Annotated in this window: 15 protein-coding genes; 8 read left to right on the top strand and 7 right to left on the bottom strand. The window is 33.4% G+C overall.

Annotated elements, in window-relative coordinates:
• Positions 1–39: 39 nt before the first annotated feature.
• From ATE84_RS17040 to ATE84_RS17050, 3 genes are all read right to left on the bottom strand, one after another.
• Complete coding sequence (locus ATE84_RS17040) at positions 40–1,080, bottom strand: AraC family transcriptional regulator (RefSeq protein ID WP_101449106.1); 1,041 nt, start codon at positions 1,078–1,080, stop codon at positions 40–42.
• Positions 1,081–1,201: 121 nt separating this feature from the next.
• Positions 1,202–1,768: a hypothetical protein gene (locus ATE84_RS17045; protein WP_233195833.1), complete on the bottom strand. Its 567-nt coding sequence runs from the start codon at positions 1,766–1,768 to the stop codon at positions 1,202–1,204.
• Between the two features lie 444 nt (positions 1,769–2,212).
• Positions 2,213–3,478 (bottom strand): hypothetical protein, encoded by a 1,266-nt coding sequence (locus ATE84_RS17050; RefSeq protein WP_101449107.1) that lies wholly within the window; start codon positions 3,476–3,478, stop codon positions 2,213–2,215.
• 474 nt (positions 3,479–3,952) lie between these two features.
• Here ATE84_RS17050 and ATE84_RS17055 point away from each other — a divergent pair, with 474 nt between their 5' ends.
• Complete coding sequence (locus tag ATE84_RS17055; protein ID WP_101449108.1) at positions 3,953–4,522, top strand: hypothetical protein; 570 nt, start codon at positions 3,953–3,955, stop codon at positions 4,520–4,522.
• Between the two features lie 36 nt (positions 4,523–4,558).
• Here ATE84_RS17055 and ATE84_RS17060 read toward each other — a convergent pair whose 3' ends face one another.
• Entirely contained in the window at positions 4,559–4,918 is a 360-nt protein-coding gene (locus ATE84_RS17060) for a hypothetical protein (protein WP_101449109.1), read from the bottom strand.
• Between the two features lie 217 nt (positions 4,919–5,135).
• On the opposite strand from ATE84_RS17060, the gene ATE84_RS17065 reads away from it, so the two are divergent.
• Positions 5,136–5,981: a CPBP family intramembrane glutamic endopeptidase gene (locus ATE84_RS17065; RefSeq protein ID WP_101449110.1), complete on the top strand. Its 846-nt coding sequence runs from the start codon at positions 5,136–5,138 to the stop codon at positions 5,979–5,981.
• Between the two features lie 117 nt (positions 5,982–6,098).
• Here the strand turns inward: ATE84_RS17065 and ATE84_RS17070 are convergent, their stop codons facing one another.
• Positions 6,099–6,278 (bottom strand): hypothetical protein, encoded by a 180-nt coding sequence (locus ATE84_RS17070; protein ID WP_101449111.1) that lies wholly within the window; start codon positions 6,276–6,278, stop codon positions 6,099–6,101.
• Between the two features lie 287 nt (positions 6,279–6,565).
• Between ATE84_RS17070 and ATE84_RS17075 the strand changes: the two genes are divergently transcribed.
• The gene (locus ATE84_RS17075; RefSeq protein ID WP_101449112.1) at positions 6,566–7,240 is read left to right on the top strand and encodes a sterol desaturase family protein; all 675 of its coding nucleotides are present in this window, start codon (positions 6,566–6,568) and stop codon (positions 7,238–7,240) included.
• Between the two features lie 305 nt (positions 7,241–7,545).
• Here ATE84_RS17075 and ATE84_RS17080 read toward each other — a convergent pair whose 3' ends face one another.
• The gene (locus ATE84_RS17080; RefSeq protein ID WP_101449113.1) at positions 7,546–7,995 is read right to left on the bottom strand and encodes a hypothetical protein; all 450 of its coding nucleotides are present in this window, start codon (positions 7,993–7,995) and stop codon (positions 7,546–7,548) included.
• Between the two features lie 687 nt (positions 7,996–8,682).
• The gene (locus ATE84_RS17085) at positions 8,683–9,354 is read right to left on the bottom strand and encodes a DUF2293 domain-containing protein (RefSeq protein ID WP_101449114.1); all 672 of its coding nucleotides are present in this window, start codon (positions 9,352–9,354) and stop codon (positions 8,683–8,685) included.
• 393 nt (positions 9,355–9,747) lie between these two features.
• Between ATE84_RS17085 and ATE84_RS17090 the strand changes: the two genes are divergently transcribed.
• The 5 genes from ATE84_RS17090 to ATE84_RS17110 all read left to right on the top strand — a co-directional run bounded on the left by ATE84_RS17090 (position 9,748) and on the right by ATE84_RS17110 (position 17,334).
• Positions 9,748–11,574, top strand: coding sequence for a serine hydrolase (locus ATE84_RS17090; protein WP_101449115.1), 1,827 nt, complete (start codon positions 9,748–9,750; stop codon positions 11,572–11,574).
• A gap of 163 nt (positions 11,575–11,737) precedes the next feature.
• Positions 11,738–13,402, top strand: a complete 1,665-nt coding sequence (locus tag ATE84_RS17095; RefSeq protein ID WP_101449116.1) for a 7TM-DISM domain-containing protein — start codon at positions 11,738–11,740, stop codon at positions 13,400–13,402.
• A gap of 168 nt (positions 13,403–13,570) precedes the next feature.
• Positions 13,571–15,229: a hypothetical protein gene (locus ATE84_RS17100; RefSeq protein WP_101449117.1), complete on the top strand. Its 1,659-nt coding sequence runs from the start codon at positions 13,571–13,573 to the stop codon at positions 15,227–15,229.
• Between the two features lie 302 nt (positions 15,230–15,531).
• Positions 15,532–16,092 carry a Crp/Fnr family transcriptional regulator gene (locus ATE84_RS17105; RefSeq protein ID WP_101449118.1) on the top strand — a complete coding sequence of 187 codons (561 nt, stop codon included), beginning with the start codon at positions 15,532–15,534 and terminating at the stop codon, positions 16,090–16,092.
• Between the two features lie 93 nt (positions 16,093–16,185).
• Entirely contained in the window at positions 16,186–17,334 is a 1,149-nt protein-coding gene (locus tag ATE84_RS17110; protein ID WP_101449119.1) for an AraC family transcriptional regulator, read from the top strand.
• Position 17,335 lies beyond the last annotated feature (1 nt).

Below are 17,335 nucleotides of genomic sequence, written 5' to 3' on the forward strand. Positions count from 1 at the left end.
ACGCTTTTTCATAGTATTAATTTCTAAATGCACAACGGGTTATGCTACTTCTTTTTTATAGGCAGCAGGAGTTTTACCTACTATTTTTTTAAAGGTAGTATAAAATGTTGATTTCGAATTAAATCCACATTCATAACCAACAGCTTCTGTAGTGTAATTATCTTCATTAATCAAAAGTTGCTTAGCTTCCTTAATTCTATATTCATTAATAAACAAAGGGAAGCTTTTGCCTAGGTTGTCATTTAGAAACTGAGATAAATAGTGTGGTAAAACATGTAGTTGTTTAGAAACATCTGCTAGTTTTAGATCTGGATTTTTAAACAGCTCCTTTTCTTTAATTATATCATCTAATTTGATTTGAAATTCACTTGCTTCATCAAGATCAATCTTTTTATCTGCATATTTAATGGTCTCTTCAAAAAACAAAGACGTTTTATTTCTTTTCAATACCCAAAATAAGATGAAAAGGAAAAATACAAACGAAAACGAAAGTGCACCTACGATATACGATGTATAAGATCCGATATTATACCCCATCCAGATAATAGATACTCCACCAAATACACTTAAAACCCAAATTTCTATTTGTTTTATTTTATGTTCTTTTGAAAACAAAGCATTAAAAACTGGTTTTAAATGAATCGCTGTAAATACTATATACAACAGCCATTGCAAATAAATGATTTTGACTAAGAATCCAGACCACAATTTTTTATGTTCCCAAAAAGGAAAAATAACACTTAATAGAACAACTACTACCAGAACAGGAATAACATGAAAAAGCCACCAACTATTGCTGTTAGGCTCAACTATTAAATTTTTGGTATATAGATATAAAAAGGGACCTATTAATGCACAGGCAGCAAGTCCTATTTGTATAAATACTTCAGATAATTCTGGGTTAAAATAAAGGAAAACAGATTTTAGTATTCGTACACTTAGTACAAATAAAAGTGCCGACAAGAAATAATTAGACAGTCCCTTTTTCTTAGAAAAGAAAGCAAAATAAAAACTTAGCAAAAAACCATTTAACGCTCCTAGTGCACTAAAGAGAAATAATAATTGACGTTCTAAATCCATGAAAATATAAAAAGTAAACCCGTTGTGTATTTTAAAATCAATACTATAAAAATGCACAACAGGTAAAGTAAATATATAGCAAATATTTAAAACTGTAGTTTGCTATAATAAGAATTATAAATTATACCAGCTCCCGTCTTAATTCATTTAGAGATATATTACTATTAATCAATCTTGTTATTACCTCTTCACGAAATTCATCCAGATCATCATAATCATAATATTTTGCCCACTTGTAGGTTTCGAGAAGGTTTTTGATTTGCTTGATGAGTTTTCGGGTTGCATCTGCAGAACGCAATATAGCAACCTGATCATAATTAGGGTTATCCTTATGCATATAGCTCACCTTTTTCGCTTCAAAGTCTACCGAAATGTAGTATGCATCCACATCTGGGTCCAGATTTTCTCTAAAATCTCCCCATTCTGCAAACCCTAATCGCAGGTCGTCAATTTCTGGAGGAAAATCAGATACTAGTCTCCATTGGCACTTTGCTGCTCTACCCCAATGGTTAGACATTCTATATACCCCGTGTTTTGTATAATAATAGGTACTCCCCGACTCACTTCTGTAATTTGGTTTTCTTCTGGAGATTTCGCGTAACGAAGCTCCTCTGAATACACAATATGTTTTATTAAAAAAGTTATAGCGAGTGTATACCTTAACGTTTTCCTTTTCCTGATGTTCCAAATGCTTATTTTTTTCCCGATGGCAAAGAAATCACAATTTTTTCAGAAAGTAAAAACAAGTTTTTAACATCTTTTCACGAGGACCTTTTTTTATTCTTAGCATTAGATAACAGTAAAATTGCTATTAAAAGGGGGATTTGACCTTGAGATAACAGGTATTACACTCTTTTATGAGCCATGTTAATATATTAATTTTGACCAATGAGTTTGTATTTTAAAATTGAGAAGTGAACATGGTAGTCAATTAATCTTAGATAGGTTCATCAAATTAGAGATAAGAGGAGTTCTGTTGCAGGAACTCATATTTTTGAATTAGCTTGATTCTAAAAAGAGGCGATCTAAAATATCCTTTTTAGGTCCCCTCTTTTTATTAAGAAAACCTTCTGGTAAAGCCTTTACTCTGTAGCTTTTAGATACTTGTCTTCAAATTAAATTTATGATCAATTTATTCGGTTATCATTTTGTGCTTATCACATATTCTAATAACACGTAGTTCTTCGGTACCAACGACAATATTATTTGCTATAAAAGTATTAGTTTCATCCAGTTTTACTATCGTATAGGTTTGTTGTGCAGTATTAGTTTCTTTAATCCTTAAAATTTTAGCCGTGCCGGAAATAGTTTGTACTATACCCCCTTCTTCAAGCTGTTTAACATCATCAAACCGATACGCCATCTGTGTTTTCTCTGGACTATAGGATAACCAGTTCCCAGAAAAAGATAAGAGTGGATGGTCGCGGGTACAAGTAATCGTCGACCCATTGGATAATGAAATGGTAATAAGGGTATCATGAATCGGGTTTGCCAACTCTTCAATAGTTGCAGAAACATAACTGTCTGTAGCTTGATGATAAGAAAGCACCTGTTCTCCTATACTTATATCTTCTATCGGTTTTTGAGTATGATCTGCCATAGTAATTAGCGTTCCTTTGGCAAAGCAGTGCACGTCGATCCCATCAAAATAGATTTCAGAAAGTACCGTATCTTCATATTTATCTCCTGGATATACCTCCAGAATCTCAAATTTCATAGTCCAGGGTGGTAAACTTTTTGAAGTGATATAATCTATATTCTTATCTAATTTACCTATTGGAGCTACTTTAAAATGTTGTGCAGCACGTTGATCAGTAAGACTTAAGATGGCATATGGTATATCCTTAATATACATTTTAAGCTTTTTCACCCTACTATTGTTTCGCCAGGCAGTTTCACTTTTTACATGTCCATTTACAACGATAATTTCTGTTATACGTGGCCTTCCCTGGTAAAAACTATATTCAAGATACTCTCCCACTCCATATCCTGGTACTCCTTCTGCCCATACGTTTTTATAATTAAGATCCATTGCATTTTCTGCACGATAATTTATATTACCCTGATCTGCCAGATACGATGATGCAGTTTCTTTATATGGCCCTCCGCCACAATACCAACTGCATCCCTGACCTTCGATATCCCAATAATTAGTCATTGTTTCATCAACCATCTTATCTAATTCTCCTTTCTCTTCTTTGGTAAGATCTTCTTTTTTAAGCCCTTTTGACATGCGTTCCCATATGGCTTCACAAGCTTTTCTATTTCTGTTAAATTCCTTTTCATCTGTGGTATTCAAATCCAGTATCTCTATACGTGTTGGCGTGAGCACCTTTATTTCCTGGGCATTAGAAAAAAAAGTGACGAGTAGTATGATACAGGTAAGTATGTTTTTCATAAAATGTATGGTATATCATTGGTATTCAATGCAAATATATTATTTATTACATCCACTACCTCCCCTGTTTACCGTGATAAAATAAAGGTAACAATCATATCTCAGGGTTCGGATTCCTTCGGCTATGCTCAGGGTTTGGATTCCTTCGAGAATTGAGCCCTTTGACTTGGTTCTGGGAACACACAGCCGAAGTCCGTTTACGGTAAAAAATGTTATCAACACCATTTCTAAATCGTATACACGTATATATATTATAAACCCTCTTAAATTCACACTTTTTAGCTATTGAAGTCGTACATCGTATTGTTGAGAAACAAGTAATTTCCACACTACCAAAAAGTAAAAATTATTATTTATTTACGGTTTTACACTCCTATTTTATGTTTATGTAAACAATTAAAAAGGAGTAGTTAACAACTACTATTTTTAGATAGTTTTGAGTCATCATTAACCAAATTCTTAAAATCTTACACAATGAAAAAATTCATTTTTAAATTAGGCCTATTTGCTTTTATTTCTGTTGCTTTTATAGCATGTCAAAACGATGATCTTGATGCTACCACTGAAGCACAAGAAGTGCAAAATGTAATTATTCCAGATGCTTCAAAACAGTTTGTAGGTGTAAAAGATGTATCAAACGACCCTACAATGCCACAATTGGTAGAAAAGCTAGTACGTCAAAACAATAAGGCTACTGCCAAAAGAGTTGGATGCACATTAGATAGTGATATTGGATGTGGTAGCGATGCAGCTGAAGAAATAGAAGAATATGTGAATCTTTCTAACTGTATTTCTTTTAGCAAAGGTACATTGATCATCCCAATAGAATCGAGAGAGTTTACCTATAACTATTCATACTATATTGATGGAGACGGGGATATAAATATGGATCAGTATCAATATCAATTTGACTCTCATGTAGCAGATATTGCACAACAAATAGCACCTAAAAAAATAGCTTTGGTAAGTGCTGATGCATCTAATGCTTGCGGAAGAAGATGGAAAGTATCTAGTATTAAATACACCGTTATTCTAGGTAATTAAGGATTGATCTTGCTATAAAACAACACAGAACAAGCCCTATATATCAGTTTTGATATGTAGGGTTTTTTGTGTTATCACCTCACGATACCCAAAATGTAATTGGTTATCTAGTTCTATTCCAATTCCAAAATAAACCACTATCATATCCTCTATCCATTTTAAGTGATAGCAGTTTTGATCATACCGTATCGTTAGTTGATACGTTCCCAATGGTTCTGCATTATTATCAAAATACGTGATCTCATAATCACCTTCAAACGGTTTGGTTGAATTGATATCCTTCTTTTTGCTTCCTTTACCGGTACCAGAAGTCACCACGTCATCGCTAGTATGACACCAAATAGCATCAATACCAAAAGGAGTTTTAGAGTATACTGCGGTTCCTATTAAACTCATATTTTATACATTTTTAATATGTAATACGTTGTATATCGAGCTCTTCGACAGACCATTCCAGAGTTTGCCAAGGGCTCAGTGTGACAGCTCAAATTTCGTTACGACAAAATACACTCCTAAAAGTTGAAATCATACAAAAAGATTCTCTATTTTAGTAACATACGTACTTCGATAAGTGGGTTTATCTAAAAGGCTCAATATAAAATTATGGTATAGCATGAAAAACAGTTCAGGTATTCGTACAAAATATACTTTACTTATATACTTCCTATTCACTTTTTTAATTTCATGGACTGGTCTTATTTTTATTATAGGTATTGATGGATTTACCGGAAAGAAAGAAGTACCAGATAGTCAAATTCCATTACTATTTTTGGCTATGTGTGCAGGGCCTTTTATAGCAGGGGTATTAGCCAACTATTTTGAAGATGGTAAAAGCAGTTTTCAACAACTAAAAATTCGAATATGCAAATGGAAAGTAAAAACTCGATGGTATGTGATAGCTCTTTTTTCTGCTCCGCTACTTTTTGGGCTTACCTATGTAATACTGTCTACTTTTTCTTCTAATTTTTCTCCTATCCTTCTCTCTACAGATGATCTTCTCTTTTTAATTCTTGGGGGAATTCTAGGCGGCATTGTAGCTGGTTTTTTTGAAGAGATTGGCTGGACAGGATTTGCGATACCTAAATTGAGGACGCGTTTCAATGTACTCTCTACAGGATTAATCGTTGGTGTTATATGGGGAATATGGCATTTGCCTCTTTTTATGGACAGCGATCCCGACGGTGATGTTCCATTAATAATCTTATTGATCATAAAGCTCGTTACACATTTACTAGCTTTTAGAATTTTGATGGTCTGGGTATATGATCACACTCAAAGTTTATGGATCATAATTCTTATGCACATGTCTCTAACGGCAAGCACAATGATATTTCAACCTACAACAACAAAAGGGATTGATATCGTTGTTTTTAACCTTATGTTTACCGGATTGATTTATGTGTTTATGATTATACTAAGGTATCTCACCCTTCGGCCCACTTCGACAGGCCTGTCCTGAGCCTAGTCGAAGGGCTCAGTGTGACACTCAGGGTTCGGAAGTCGTCGTTCTATTCGTATTGTGGGCTGAGGTTCTCGAAGCCCGGTATTCCATAGTAATCAGGGTTCGGTTGGTTTACTAATGTCTAAAAGAAGTAAGATGAAGTTTCACCTCTTTCAAGGTTTCTTGAGTCACCATATAATCCTGTCCCATCAAATTAATTTTACACTGATCTCCTATTTCGCAAATAGCCGAAATATGATTGGGATTGATATAATGAATAGTTCCCTTATTATCTCTGATCTCCATAAATTCCATAATCGATATTGTTTTTTATTTATATTCCTGGTTTTTGATAAAAATACAATACAACCGCTTGCCGAATAATGATCCATGTCATTTTTTGATAATAAAATTGTCTGGTTGTTTATACATTGAGCATATTGAAGTCCACTTCTCACTTCGGCTTCGCTCAGTGACCCGTTTAGGAGACTGAGGAAACACGATTCCGATGACTGAGCGAAGCCGAAGTCCGGTTGTTCAACAAATAATTATAAGTCAGTCAAAAATCCATTAGATTTGTACATCAGCTACAATCAATACTATTGCAAACGTTAGATCATCTTCATAAATTACATAACCCCTTCTATTTCTGGGGACTACTACTCGTGGCTAATGTAGTCATGTTTTTGTGCACTATTCTGATTAGTCATCTTTGGTCTTCTTTTTATCGACATAAAAAATTACCTATCAAAAAGAAAGATGTTACGCTATCTATTGTAATTATGATGATTAATGTACTAGTTGCTATTCCCGGATACCTACTTTTTATCAACTCCAACATAACATTTACAGATGTTAATCCTATACGGGATTTTATAGTACTCTTTGTGGTTGTTGATTTTGTGATGTACCTATTTCATTATGCCTCTCACTATATTTGGCCATTTACACTAGCACACGAAAAACACCATCAACATTACAGTTTTAATGAGATTAGCCTCTATGTGATGCATCCCCTGGAAGCCATTCTTTTTGGTTGTATACTAACCCTACTCCCATTTGTATTATCTCTTAATTTTTATAGTTTTATTTTCTTTCTATTCTTTAATTGGTTGATTGGAGTACTATCCCACCTAAATACATCTTCGACTAAAGAAGTCCTATTATTCGGTAATAATGTTTTTCACAGAGATCATCATGAGTATTCTAAATACAATTTTGGATTTTATACCGTGATCTGGGATAGGGTTTTTGGTACGTACTATAAGAAAGAATAACTAAATTATCAATTATTACATGCTCAATAAGAAAAGAAAGAAAAAACACACTTATAACCTGAGTTCGATCTAAGAGATTGATTAAAAAAAGCCGTCAAATTGAGTGGTTTTTTATAGTGACCTCTCGACTTTAGCTTGTCCTGAGCTTCGTCGAAGGGCCCGAGATGATAGGAGAAAAATTATATCGACCCTTCGACTAAGCTTAGGGTGACAAGGCTTTTGATTAAAAATCTACTTGTCTTCGATACAATTTTCTATCGAAAATCACTCTGACTGACGTAGATTTTCTTACATCGAACTCAGGTTTATGCGCTTTGTTCATTTTCAGCTTCTACTTCAACTTTTTTAGCAACACCTTTTGCCCATGTAATGGCATCTTCAAGATTATCGAAGCTCTGGAAACTATTTCTCATAAACAGTTTTTCTATCAAAGAATTAAAAATACCTCTCGAGGTATAACTTACAACAGCATATCCTCTTAGTTTATAACCATTTCTAAAAAACTTCACCCAATCACTTGGTTTAACAGCATATGAATGTACCCGGTTTGATATATATACAATATCTTCGCCATTATTATCATACAGATGAGTAAATTCTTCGGTAATAGGTTTGGCATGATCATCCCAGGTAAATAGTACCCCTTCATTAATCTCCGCAACTATAAAAGTGTCAAACAGGTAATAATTACCACTAGAATAATTAAATTCTTGTATTGCATCTTTGTAGAAAGGAGAATCCTTTAAATATCTCATAATACGTATACATATTTCTAAACCCCTTAAAACGTTACATTATATAAGCTTGTTGTGCAAGTTGTATATTTGTACTTCTTTTTAATCAAAACCCTTGTCAATCTATATGAATAGAAAGAACTTGATAACCTAACTACGTCTCACCGAAATGATACTTATCGTTAAATGAAGTACCAGAAATGGCACTTTTTTATGGTATCTCTAAAATATACAACAGTATAATATAATAATTAATCTGTAATCTGAAAAACGACTGGTACATTTACTCCTTATTTATACTCGTTTTAATTGTTTTTTTATCTTCTTATATAAAACCCAAAAGTAAATTCTACCGTTTCTGTATATACACCCGTTGTGCATTTTGATATTTTTTAATTCCAAATTCGTCAAAGGAGTGCTTCGACCATAGGAAGAAATGTATAGAGCCCTTCGATAAACTCAGGATGACGAGGATTTGGGGTCAAAAAAGCTATTCTCGATACAATTTTTCTTCGTTTCACTATGAAAAATCACTCGAATTGACGCTTTTTTTATAGTACTAGTTTAAAATGCACAACGGGTGTATAAACATAACACTTTATATGGTGCAACCGTAGATGATCGAGTGTTTAATCTAAAGAATTTCTTGAAGTTCTATGCGAAATCTGTTTTGTTATTTCTTCTATAGTCATATCTTACTTTAGGATATTACTTTTTCCAGCGTCTTAGTATCTGATTGATATCTGATCGCACATCTATTCGGATTTCTTTTTTACGTTTTCCTTTACCAAACTGATCATCATAATTAGTTTCGGTATGCCGTATATGAGCTTCTACTGCCAGATCAATCATTTTAACGTCAAACTCCTTTGCATTTGCTGTACGTCCTACTCTACCACTATATTTCTCGCATGCATGTTTTGCTATATCAAACTCCCGTTTTGTTGGACAATTGGGGTACCGACTTCTAATAGCTATGGCAAAATTAATAATATATTCTTTGTCTTGATGTTCTCGCACTATAGCTGCTTTTCTATTTTTTTCTGCACGGATCCCCTGATCTTTCTCACATTCTATTTTTGCTTTCTCTATTGCGATTTCTTCTACCAATTGCCCTTGTCGCTCATAGCGTTTACGACGTTGATTCCATGCCCATACTACCCCGCACAAGGTAGAATATTTCTTAGATCTACGGGTCATTGCAGCATCTCCTGGCGGTAATAATACATACCCACCAAACGGAGAACAACTAAAACAGGTTCCTTTGTGTTTTTCGCTTTCTGCTACAAATGACTTCCCAACAAGAATGCGTTTACCACATTGTGTACATCGAAGTTTTTCTTTCTTCGTTAGAAATATATTCTGAGAGGTTGTAGCCAAATATCATTTATTATATAAGGAGGCGAAAATACATTTTTTAGTATTGAATTCATCTTAAAACATCACGTATATTGATACATCCTCATTTTCATCTTCTTATATAAAACCCAAAAGTAAATCCAACCGTTTCTGTATATACATAACTTTGAATAGTTGTACCATACTCAATCGGAGCATCTAATTGTTTCATAAGGTTAATCATTCTATAGAGTTTGGTTCTTGAGATTCCTAATCGTTCTGCGAATTTTTCTGGAGATCCAGTAGCCTGTAGAATAAAAGATAAAGACCCTATTGTTCTTATTAATTTTGACCTAAAGAATGATGACTAATACTATCCTTTATTATATTTACTAACTTTAACCGAATTATACACAATCATCAATCAAACTTATCATGAAAAAACTCGTATTCCTCTTCCCTGTCCTTTCTTTTTTTATATCCTGCTCTACTACCCCAGAAGCGGTCGTTGCACCGGATCATATAAAGTTGGTAGAAACCAACCTTAGTCACCCCGTATATATTAAAGGAGATTCGACATGGACTATAGAAGAACGTATGAAACATTACGGAGTTCCGGGAGTAAGCATTGCTGTTATTAAAGATTATAAGATCGATTGGATAAAGAGCTATGGTATTATGGATAAGGAAAGTAAATCTCCTGTTACTGATCAGACGCTTTTTCAGGCAGGTTCTATTAGTAAGCCTGTAGCAGCATACGGGGCATTAACACTTGTAGAACAGGGCAAAATAGATCTCGATAAAGATGTAAATACCTATTTACAATCCTGGAAATTACCCGACAGTGAATTCACTAAAGAAAAGAAAGTTGCGCTCAAGCATCTTCTTAATCATTCTGGAGGACTAACCGTACATGGTTTTTTAGGGTACAGTCCTGATCTACCTGTGCCTACACTAGTACAAGTCTTAAACGGAGAATCCCCAGCTAATTCTGGAGCTATCTTTGTAGATAAAGTCCCGGAAAAAAGTTTTCGTTACTCTGGAGGAGGATATACAGTGATGCAACAAATGATGATCGATGTAGCCCAAGAGTCATTTCCACAACTTATGAGTGAGTTAGTATTACAGCCTTTACAAATGAGTAATAGTACATATGATCAACCCTTACAAAGTGAACAGTTAAAAATGGCTGCAACTGGTTATTTGCCAGATGGTTCTACGACCAAAGGAAAAAGACATACCTATCCAGAAATGGCCGCAGCAGGACTATGGACTACCGCAGAGGACCTGGCCAAATTTGCAGTTAATATACAACAGACACTAAAAGGAGAAAGTAAAGCAGCATTATCCCAGGATATGACCACCACAATGCTAACTCCGTTTGTAGAAGATTTTAGTGGATTAGGCATCTTTATAAACAAAATGGAAGACGAAATCTACTTTGGCCACGGAGGCTGGGACGAAGGGTTTTCTAGTGAAATGATAGCTCATAAAGATAAAGGATACGGAGTGGTTATATTAACCAACTCTAATCACCCTGATTTTATTTCAGAATTGATTCGATCGGTAGCACTTTCCTATTCATGGGATGATTTTGTACCAACATATGAGAAAAAGGAAATAAATGCTGATCAACTTAAAGAAATTAGCGGTCGATATCGTCTGCAAAACGATAACTTAATCGAGATATATCACACCAATAATCAGTTATTCAGAAAAGATCTAGGCGCAGAACCTGTAGCGCTATTTAAGGTATCTGATAGTATCTATATTAGTAGAGAAAACAATCAACCTGTTCAGTTTACAACCGAGGCAGAAAGTGGACAATTGAATATGCTACTTATACATCCTATGAAAAAAACAGTTGAATCTACTCTGGTATTGATGAAAGAAGGTGAAAAAATTCCTTTTGAGTTCCTTGAAGAAGGTAATTTTGAAGAAGGTCTGAAAGCGTATCAGGAAGTGATGAAAACTGACGCTAATGATCCTGCAGTCTCAGAAAACAATTTAAATCGATTAGGATATCGTTTTATGGGTATCGAAAACTTAAAATTAGCACAAGATATATTTAAAGTCAATATACTACTCTATCCAGAAAGTTTTAATGTATATGATAGTTATGCTGAAGCCTGTATGAAAATCGGAGATCTGGATTTGGCCATAGAGAACTACAAAAAATCGTATAGCCTTAATGAGAAAAATACGAATGCACTAAAAATGATCGAAGAAATAGAGCAGAAAAAGCAAAATCAAGTCGAGTAATGCCTTTTTTAATTCAAAATTCTCAAATGCATAATGGATTAATATTTAGAAAAACTTAGCGTAACATACTGTGGTTTTCGAGTAATGTTTGTATGTTTACCTACAGTTTACTGCATATATTTAATACCCCCATATATTATACAAACCGTATACTATAAAATAAATGATTGCAAAACAAGTATTTAAAAACATTCCTAAACCCTTTGGTTTATTCTTTTTTTTAATTTTTTGTTGTATAGTTTCTGGCTACGCCCAGAAATATCAGCTTACCAATGATGTTTTAGAAAAAGAATATCTAGATAACTCTGTACTCTTTATTTATGAAGACGTTACAACAAACTTATCTTTTGAACAGATTAGTGCAGAAAACTTTCAACATCACTTTGTTCCCAAACAAAATGGCTACGCATACGATAGTAGTGGAACTATCTGGCTGAAATTTACAATCGAAAACACCTCGGATGCACGAAGAGATTTTGTAGTCTTTTCAAATGATTGGGATGTGCAGTTTTTCACAAAAAACAAAGGAAACAATTTCTTTACAGCCCCCCAGGGAGTGCTCCCTAATAGCTTTAATAATAAGTTATATACCGGAGAAAATGCAGATGGAAAAATTCTGGACTATCTGCTCCCCAATACCTCTAGAACGTATTATATAAAAATGCCCGGAGCCTTATATAATGTTTCTTTTAAAAGTTTTGATTTTGTATACATTAGTGATCGTGCAGTTGTAAAAGAAAAAGCGTTATTTGATCTATGGACAAGCAGTATCTATGTTGGAGTACTATTTCTGGTATTACTGGCCAACTTTTATCTTATGATCACTGCATTTAAGAAAAGTTATATTTTTTATGCATTCTATAGCATTAGCCATGTACTCTTTTTTACCGGGTATTATCAAATCCCAACCCTATTGTCATTTACCTGGCCAATTACACACAGTATATTTCTTCCGATCACCTCATCATTATATCTTTTGTTCGTTCATGAGTATTTAAGTATCGAAAAACATAGTAGAGTTGTAAGTATCATTTTTAAAAGCTATATCATCTGTACTATATTGTCTGTGATCGTCTTATTCTACCTTTGCCTGACTGATATGGTTACATACTATCATGTGTTACCAAAAGTAAATATTACTAACCTTACATTTTTATTGGTAAGTAGCTTTCTCATAATGGTAATCCCAGGGAAATTTAAATATTTTATCCTTCTCGGAACTCTATTTATTGCTATTGGAGCTACTTTTACCTGGATTACACAATACAATGATGCAATGGTACAGACATTTTCTTATTCTATTGCCGGAAATGCGATTGAAAAAATTGTATTCTTATTTGGGATATTTTACCTCCATAATCAGGAACAAAATGCTGCCAGAGTCAAATTACTTTCTGCACAAAAGCAGCTAGAATTAAGTAAACAGCAACTCAAAAATTTCTCTAATTCAATCCGAGAAAAGAATAAACTTATTGAAACATTTGAACAACAAATTGAAGCATCAACAAATACACTACCACAAAAAGAAGAAAACCTGCAGCAACTAACCAAATCTATTATACTTACAGAAGAGGATTGGGTAGGTTTTAAAAAGCTGTATGAAGAAGTACATCCAAATTTCTTTTATATATTAAAATCTAAATATCCAACATTAACCAATGCCGAGATTCGTATGATTGCGTTACTAAAACTGCACTTATCGAATAAAGAAATTGCCGGTATGTTAGGGATCAATTCTAATAGTGTAGTCAAAACAAAATATCGCCTCAGAAAAAAGATATCTGATGAAGAAGATATCGATATCGATACTGTAATAGAAAGTATATAATACTATTTTCTCTATATCTTATTTATCTAAACCTTCTCTCGTAAACCTTGTTTTTACTAGGTTTTTTTAATTGTCCATGATTTTGTCCACCTCAATTTCCGGGATTGGGCTGCTTTGTTTTATAGTTTAGCCAAAACAAAAACAAGTATACAAATCAACACACAAATCATGAAAATCAAGTATTTTAAATATGCCTTTTATATATTCTTATCAGGTATCATAACGTTGACTTCTTGTAGTAAAGATGATGAACCTGCTACACCAGAATCAGAGCAACCTGCATCTGATATTAATGAAGGAAATGGTATCAGTAAAGATGATCTTAAAATAAGTAAAGGTGATATTGGGGTAATCATAGACGCTCGTAATGTGGCAAAAAAAGGAATCTTACCTGCTATTGCTGAAGTAAAAATTGACGCAAAAGAAGGTAATTATTCTAAAACACTAGATCTAAATGAGTTTACCAACATGGCAAGTATCTCATTTCCGATCGAAGAATTATCAAAAGCTGCAATAGCAGAGCTTAGAGAAGGAGTATCTGCTACTGTTGATATTAAAGATAAAGATGGTAAGTCTATTGTAAGCGAGACATTCACTAAATTCTCTTTAAAAGAGAATGGAGTTCGACTTACTATTAAGGCAGATCAAGTAGTTTCGGTTGTACCAAGGCCTTCCTTTAATCCAAACATACCATATTATTTACAAGTTGTTCTAAATGGTCAACCAACAAATAGGGTATTAGAAGCAGAGACTAGTCCAAATAAGGCAAATAGATTTGTTATTCGAAAAAATAATTTCGATCCTAAAAAGGAAAGCACTAAATTTTATATTGTTCCTGTACCTGGTTATGGTACCTATTACATTAAAACTAAGGATAATTATTTTCTAGGAGTATTTCCTTCTGAGAATTCTAGCATTACCACACATACAATTAGAGCTGTAAAAATAGATAACCCCGATACTTACCTTGCATTAAAGTATAGATTTAGTATTAGAACTGCAGAAAATGGAGAAGTATATTTAGAGTCGCATTTAAATAAAACTATCGATTATCTTTTTTATGATCAGGATGAAAATATAGAAACCTGGCAACTATATTCAGGAACATCTAATGGTTCATTATTATATCCTTTGCATTTTAGAATCATGCCTGCAACGATACAATGGAAAATTGAAACGATTAGCACCGAGTATATGAAACCTATTTTTCCCGCGGCAGATAGCTCTTTTGGATTTAATAGCACCTTATCCAATTGTAGTCCCGGTACACTAGAGCAAGAAGTGGGTACAGAAATAAGCAGCGAAAAAACGGCTACTATCGGTTGGGAAGAATCTTTAGAACTCACCTCAGAAAGCACGTATGAAGTATCTGCTTCCGTAGAAGTTTCGGCATCTGCTAAATTCTTTGGAGTCGGAGTCGATGTAACAGCATCTGCTTCGACATCGTATAGCGTAACCAAAGGAATGACGACCACAAACACTGGTTTTGGAGAACAAAGTACTGTAGAGTCACAAAGTTTTTTTAGTAGTCGTACCATAGAAGTATTACCACAAACAGCAGTATTAGTATATGATGCTTATCAAACTTATTCTAATATTACTATTCCTTTTGTACAACGCTATCGTGTTAGAGGTACCGATACAACAAATAACAAGGTCTTAACAGGAAATCAAATTGTATCACAATTTGGATTTAATGACTTTGATGGTGTAATCACCTTAGTCGGTAGCGATTTTGTAGAACTCACAGTAAGAGGAACTACCAAAATAGACAACCTTATCGAAACACAAAGTGAGGTTAAAGAAGTAACCACAACTTGTGATTAACCCCATCCCTGATTTTTAGGCAGGATTGTAGTAAATACAGTCCTGCTTCTTTATTTTTAAGAATACCTCTCTCCTATTTATTTTTCTTAATACTAGTATTCGGTAACTGTTTATTTATAGATACCTCACCTAAATCTTATTTCATTGTTTTTTGAAGTAAATACTTACCAAGTAATATTACTTCTTTAGTATATTGCAAATGCATCATCTTTTTAACTTATAACCTCAGTTCGACATAAGTTATAGTGTTTATTAAAACGTGAATTCGGGTTTAAAAGATTGTTTGTTTAAGCATCTTCTATATGATACGGATCAATCAAGAATTATTAAATTTCTTTTCAAGACTTTCTGAATCTTCGGCAAGTGGTTTGGTAAAAGAGATAAGATATTTTTCTAAAGACAAAATAGTTACTCAAGGAAAATATGTATCCTCTATATATATCATAAAAAGTGGCGTGGTAAAATGTTATGTCAACGAAGATAATGGTAGAGATTTTATACAGGAGTTTTTTAGCACTGGTGAAATCCTTGGAGAATTAGAAGTCTTTAATGATATTATTAGTTTTTGCAATGCAGAAGCGATAACAGAAGTTACTGGATACCAGATTGATGTCAAAGATTTCTATACCTTATTAGAAAATCATCCTGAACTTAATATATTGTTATTAAAAGCATTAGCCAATAAAGTAAGAGATACTGCGATTAGAGCATCCCAACAACAATCATATCCTATAGCATATAATCTCAAAAAACTAATGAAATTTTCTTCTGATGAAGCCATGGCTTTTTCTAAACAAGATATAGCCGATTATTTAGGAATAACGCTACGCAGTCTTAATAGAGCATTACATGAGATATCTTAATATAGTTAGTATATTTGATGAAATTATGAGAATCCCGTATGGTTCTCAAAACCTATATATCATCAAAGGTGAACGCAAGAATTAAATTATTAAATGGATAACTACGCTATTCTTAGCATTATAAGCTTGATGATTGTTTTTATATCATCACTTTTTGCCATCTTCTTACTAACTGTAAAAACCAAAAACAAAACCAGTAATCGACTTATTGCTGCTTTTCTTATTCTTGTAGCCATCGATATCAGCTCTTTTTTCTACCATAGATTTATAGATATGCCTCTAACGCTAGAAATGATACGTATGGATCTTCCATCTTTTTCAAGTCCGGTGCTTTATCTTTTTTTCTTATCGGTTATCTATATAGATTTTAAGCTGAAACCAAAACATCTGTTACATGGCCTCCCTTTCGTAATAAGTACCTTGATATTTACACCCAGATTTTATTTGGCAAGCCAAGAAGCCAAACTTTCTTTTATGAATAATTATATGCTAACTCCAGAATCCATTTCCACTATGATTATTGGTCATATTCAGGTTATAGCATATATCATTGCCATTTTTGTCATCTTAAAGAAATCTAAGAAGATAATGCTGGAAAACTACTCTAATGCAACCACGGCAAAACATAAATGGTTGTTTCAGTTAAACGTTATTTCTAGTTTTATCTTTGTTGTTAGTACTTCAAAAACGATATTTAAGTTTTATAATGATGATTTCCAAACCGTAAATATTGCCAGAATTATTGTTGTGTTTCTGGTCCTATGCTTTATATGCTGGTTAATTTTAAAAGCATTGTATAATCCAGGGTTTTTTAGAGGAATTGATTCTAAATTACTTCCGGTAGAAAATATGATTACAAAGAATGAAACAGTAATCAATCTCCCAGACGATAAAGTGATTCAGGATCAAATACAACAATTAAAAACGTATATGATCGACCAAAAACCGTATCTAAATCCTACACTTACTATACAGAATTTGGCAGATGATCTGCAACTACCCGTTAGAGAAGTATCGATTCTGATCAATCATCATCTTAATCAACATTTTTTTGATTTTGTAAATGAATATCGTATTCAACATGCCAAAGATATTTTACAAAACCCAGCAAAAAAACAATTTACTATTCTGGAAATTTTATATGAAGTAGGTTTTAACTCTAAATCTTCTTTTAATACCGCATTTAAAAAATATGCAAATGTGACACCCACAGAATATCGTAAAAAAGCAAATCATGCATAAA

This window comes from Aquimarina sp. MAR_2010_214 (genome assembly GCF_002846555.1).
Classification (GTDB): domain Bacteria; phylum Bacteroidota; class Bacteroidia; order Flavobacteriales; family Flavobacteriaceae; genus Aquimarina.

Excerpts from the sequence above, each read along its gene's own strand:
- ATE84_RS17040 (WP_101449106.1), bottom strand. The coding sequence starts at position 1,080 with ATGGATTTAGAACGTCAATTATTATTTCTCTTTAGTGCACTAGGAGCG.
- ATE84_RS17050 (WP_101449107.1), bottom strand. The coding sequence starts at position 3,478 with ATGAAAAACATACTTACCTGTATCATACTACTCGTCACTTTTTTTTCT.
- ATE84_RS17055 (WP_101449108.1), top strand. The coding sequence starts at position 3,953 with ATGAAAAAATTCATTTTTAAATTAGGCCTATTTGCTTTTATTTCTGTT.
- ATE84_RS17060 (WP_101449109.1), bottom strand. The coding sequence starts at position 4,918 with ATGAGTTTAATAGGAACCGCAGTATACTCTAAAACTCCTTTTGGTATT.
- ATE84_RS17065 (WP_101449110.1), top strand. The coding sequence starts at position 5,136 with ATGAAAAACAGTTCAGGTATTCGTACAAAATATACTTTACTTATATAC.
- ATE84_RS17070 (WP_101449111.1), bottom strand. The coding sequence starts at position 6,278 with ATGGAATTTATGGAGATCAGAGATAATAAGGGAACTATTCATTATATC.
- ATE84_RS17080 (WP_101449113.1), bottom strand. The coding sequence starts at position 7,995 with ATGAGATATTTAAAGGATTCTCCTTTCTACAAAGATGCAATACAAGAA.
- ATE84_RS17090 (WP_101449115.1), top strand. The coding sequence starts at position 9,748 with ATGAAAAAACTCGTATTCCTCTTCCCTGTCCTTTCTTTTTTTATATCC.
- ATE84_RS17095 (WP_101449116.1), top strand. The coding sequence starts at position 11,738 with ATGATTGCAAAACAAGTATTTAAAAACATTCCTAAACCCTTTGGTTTA.
- ATE84_RS17100 (WP_101449117.1), top strand. The coding sequence starts at position 13,571 with ATGAAAATCAAGTATTTTAAATATGCCTTTTATATATTCTTATCAGGT.
- ATE84_RS17105 (WP_101449118.1), top strand. The coding sequence starts at position 15,532 with ATGATACGGATCAATCAAGAATTATTAAATTTCTTTTCAAGACTTTCT.
- ATE84_RS17110 (WP_101449119.1), top strand. The coding sequence starts at position 16,186 with ATGGATAACTACGCTATTCTTAGCATTATAAGCTTGATGATTGTTTTT.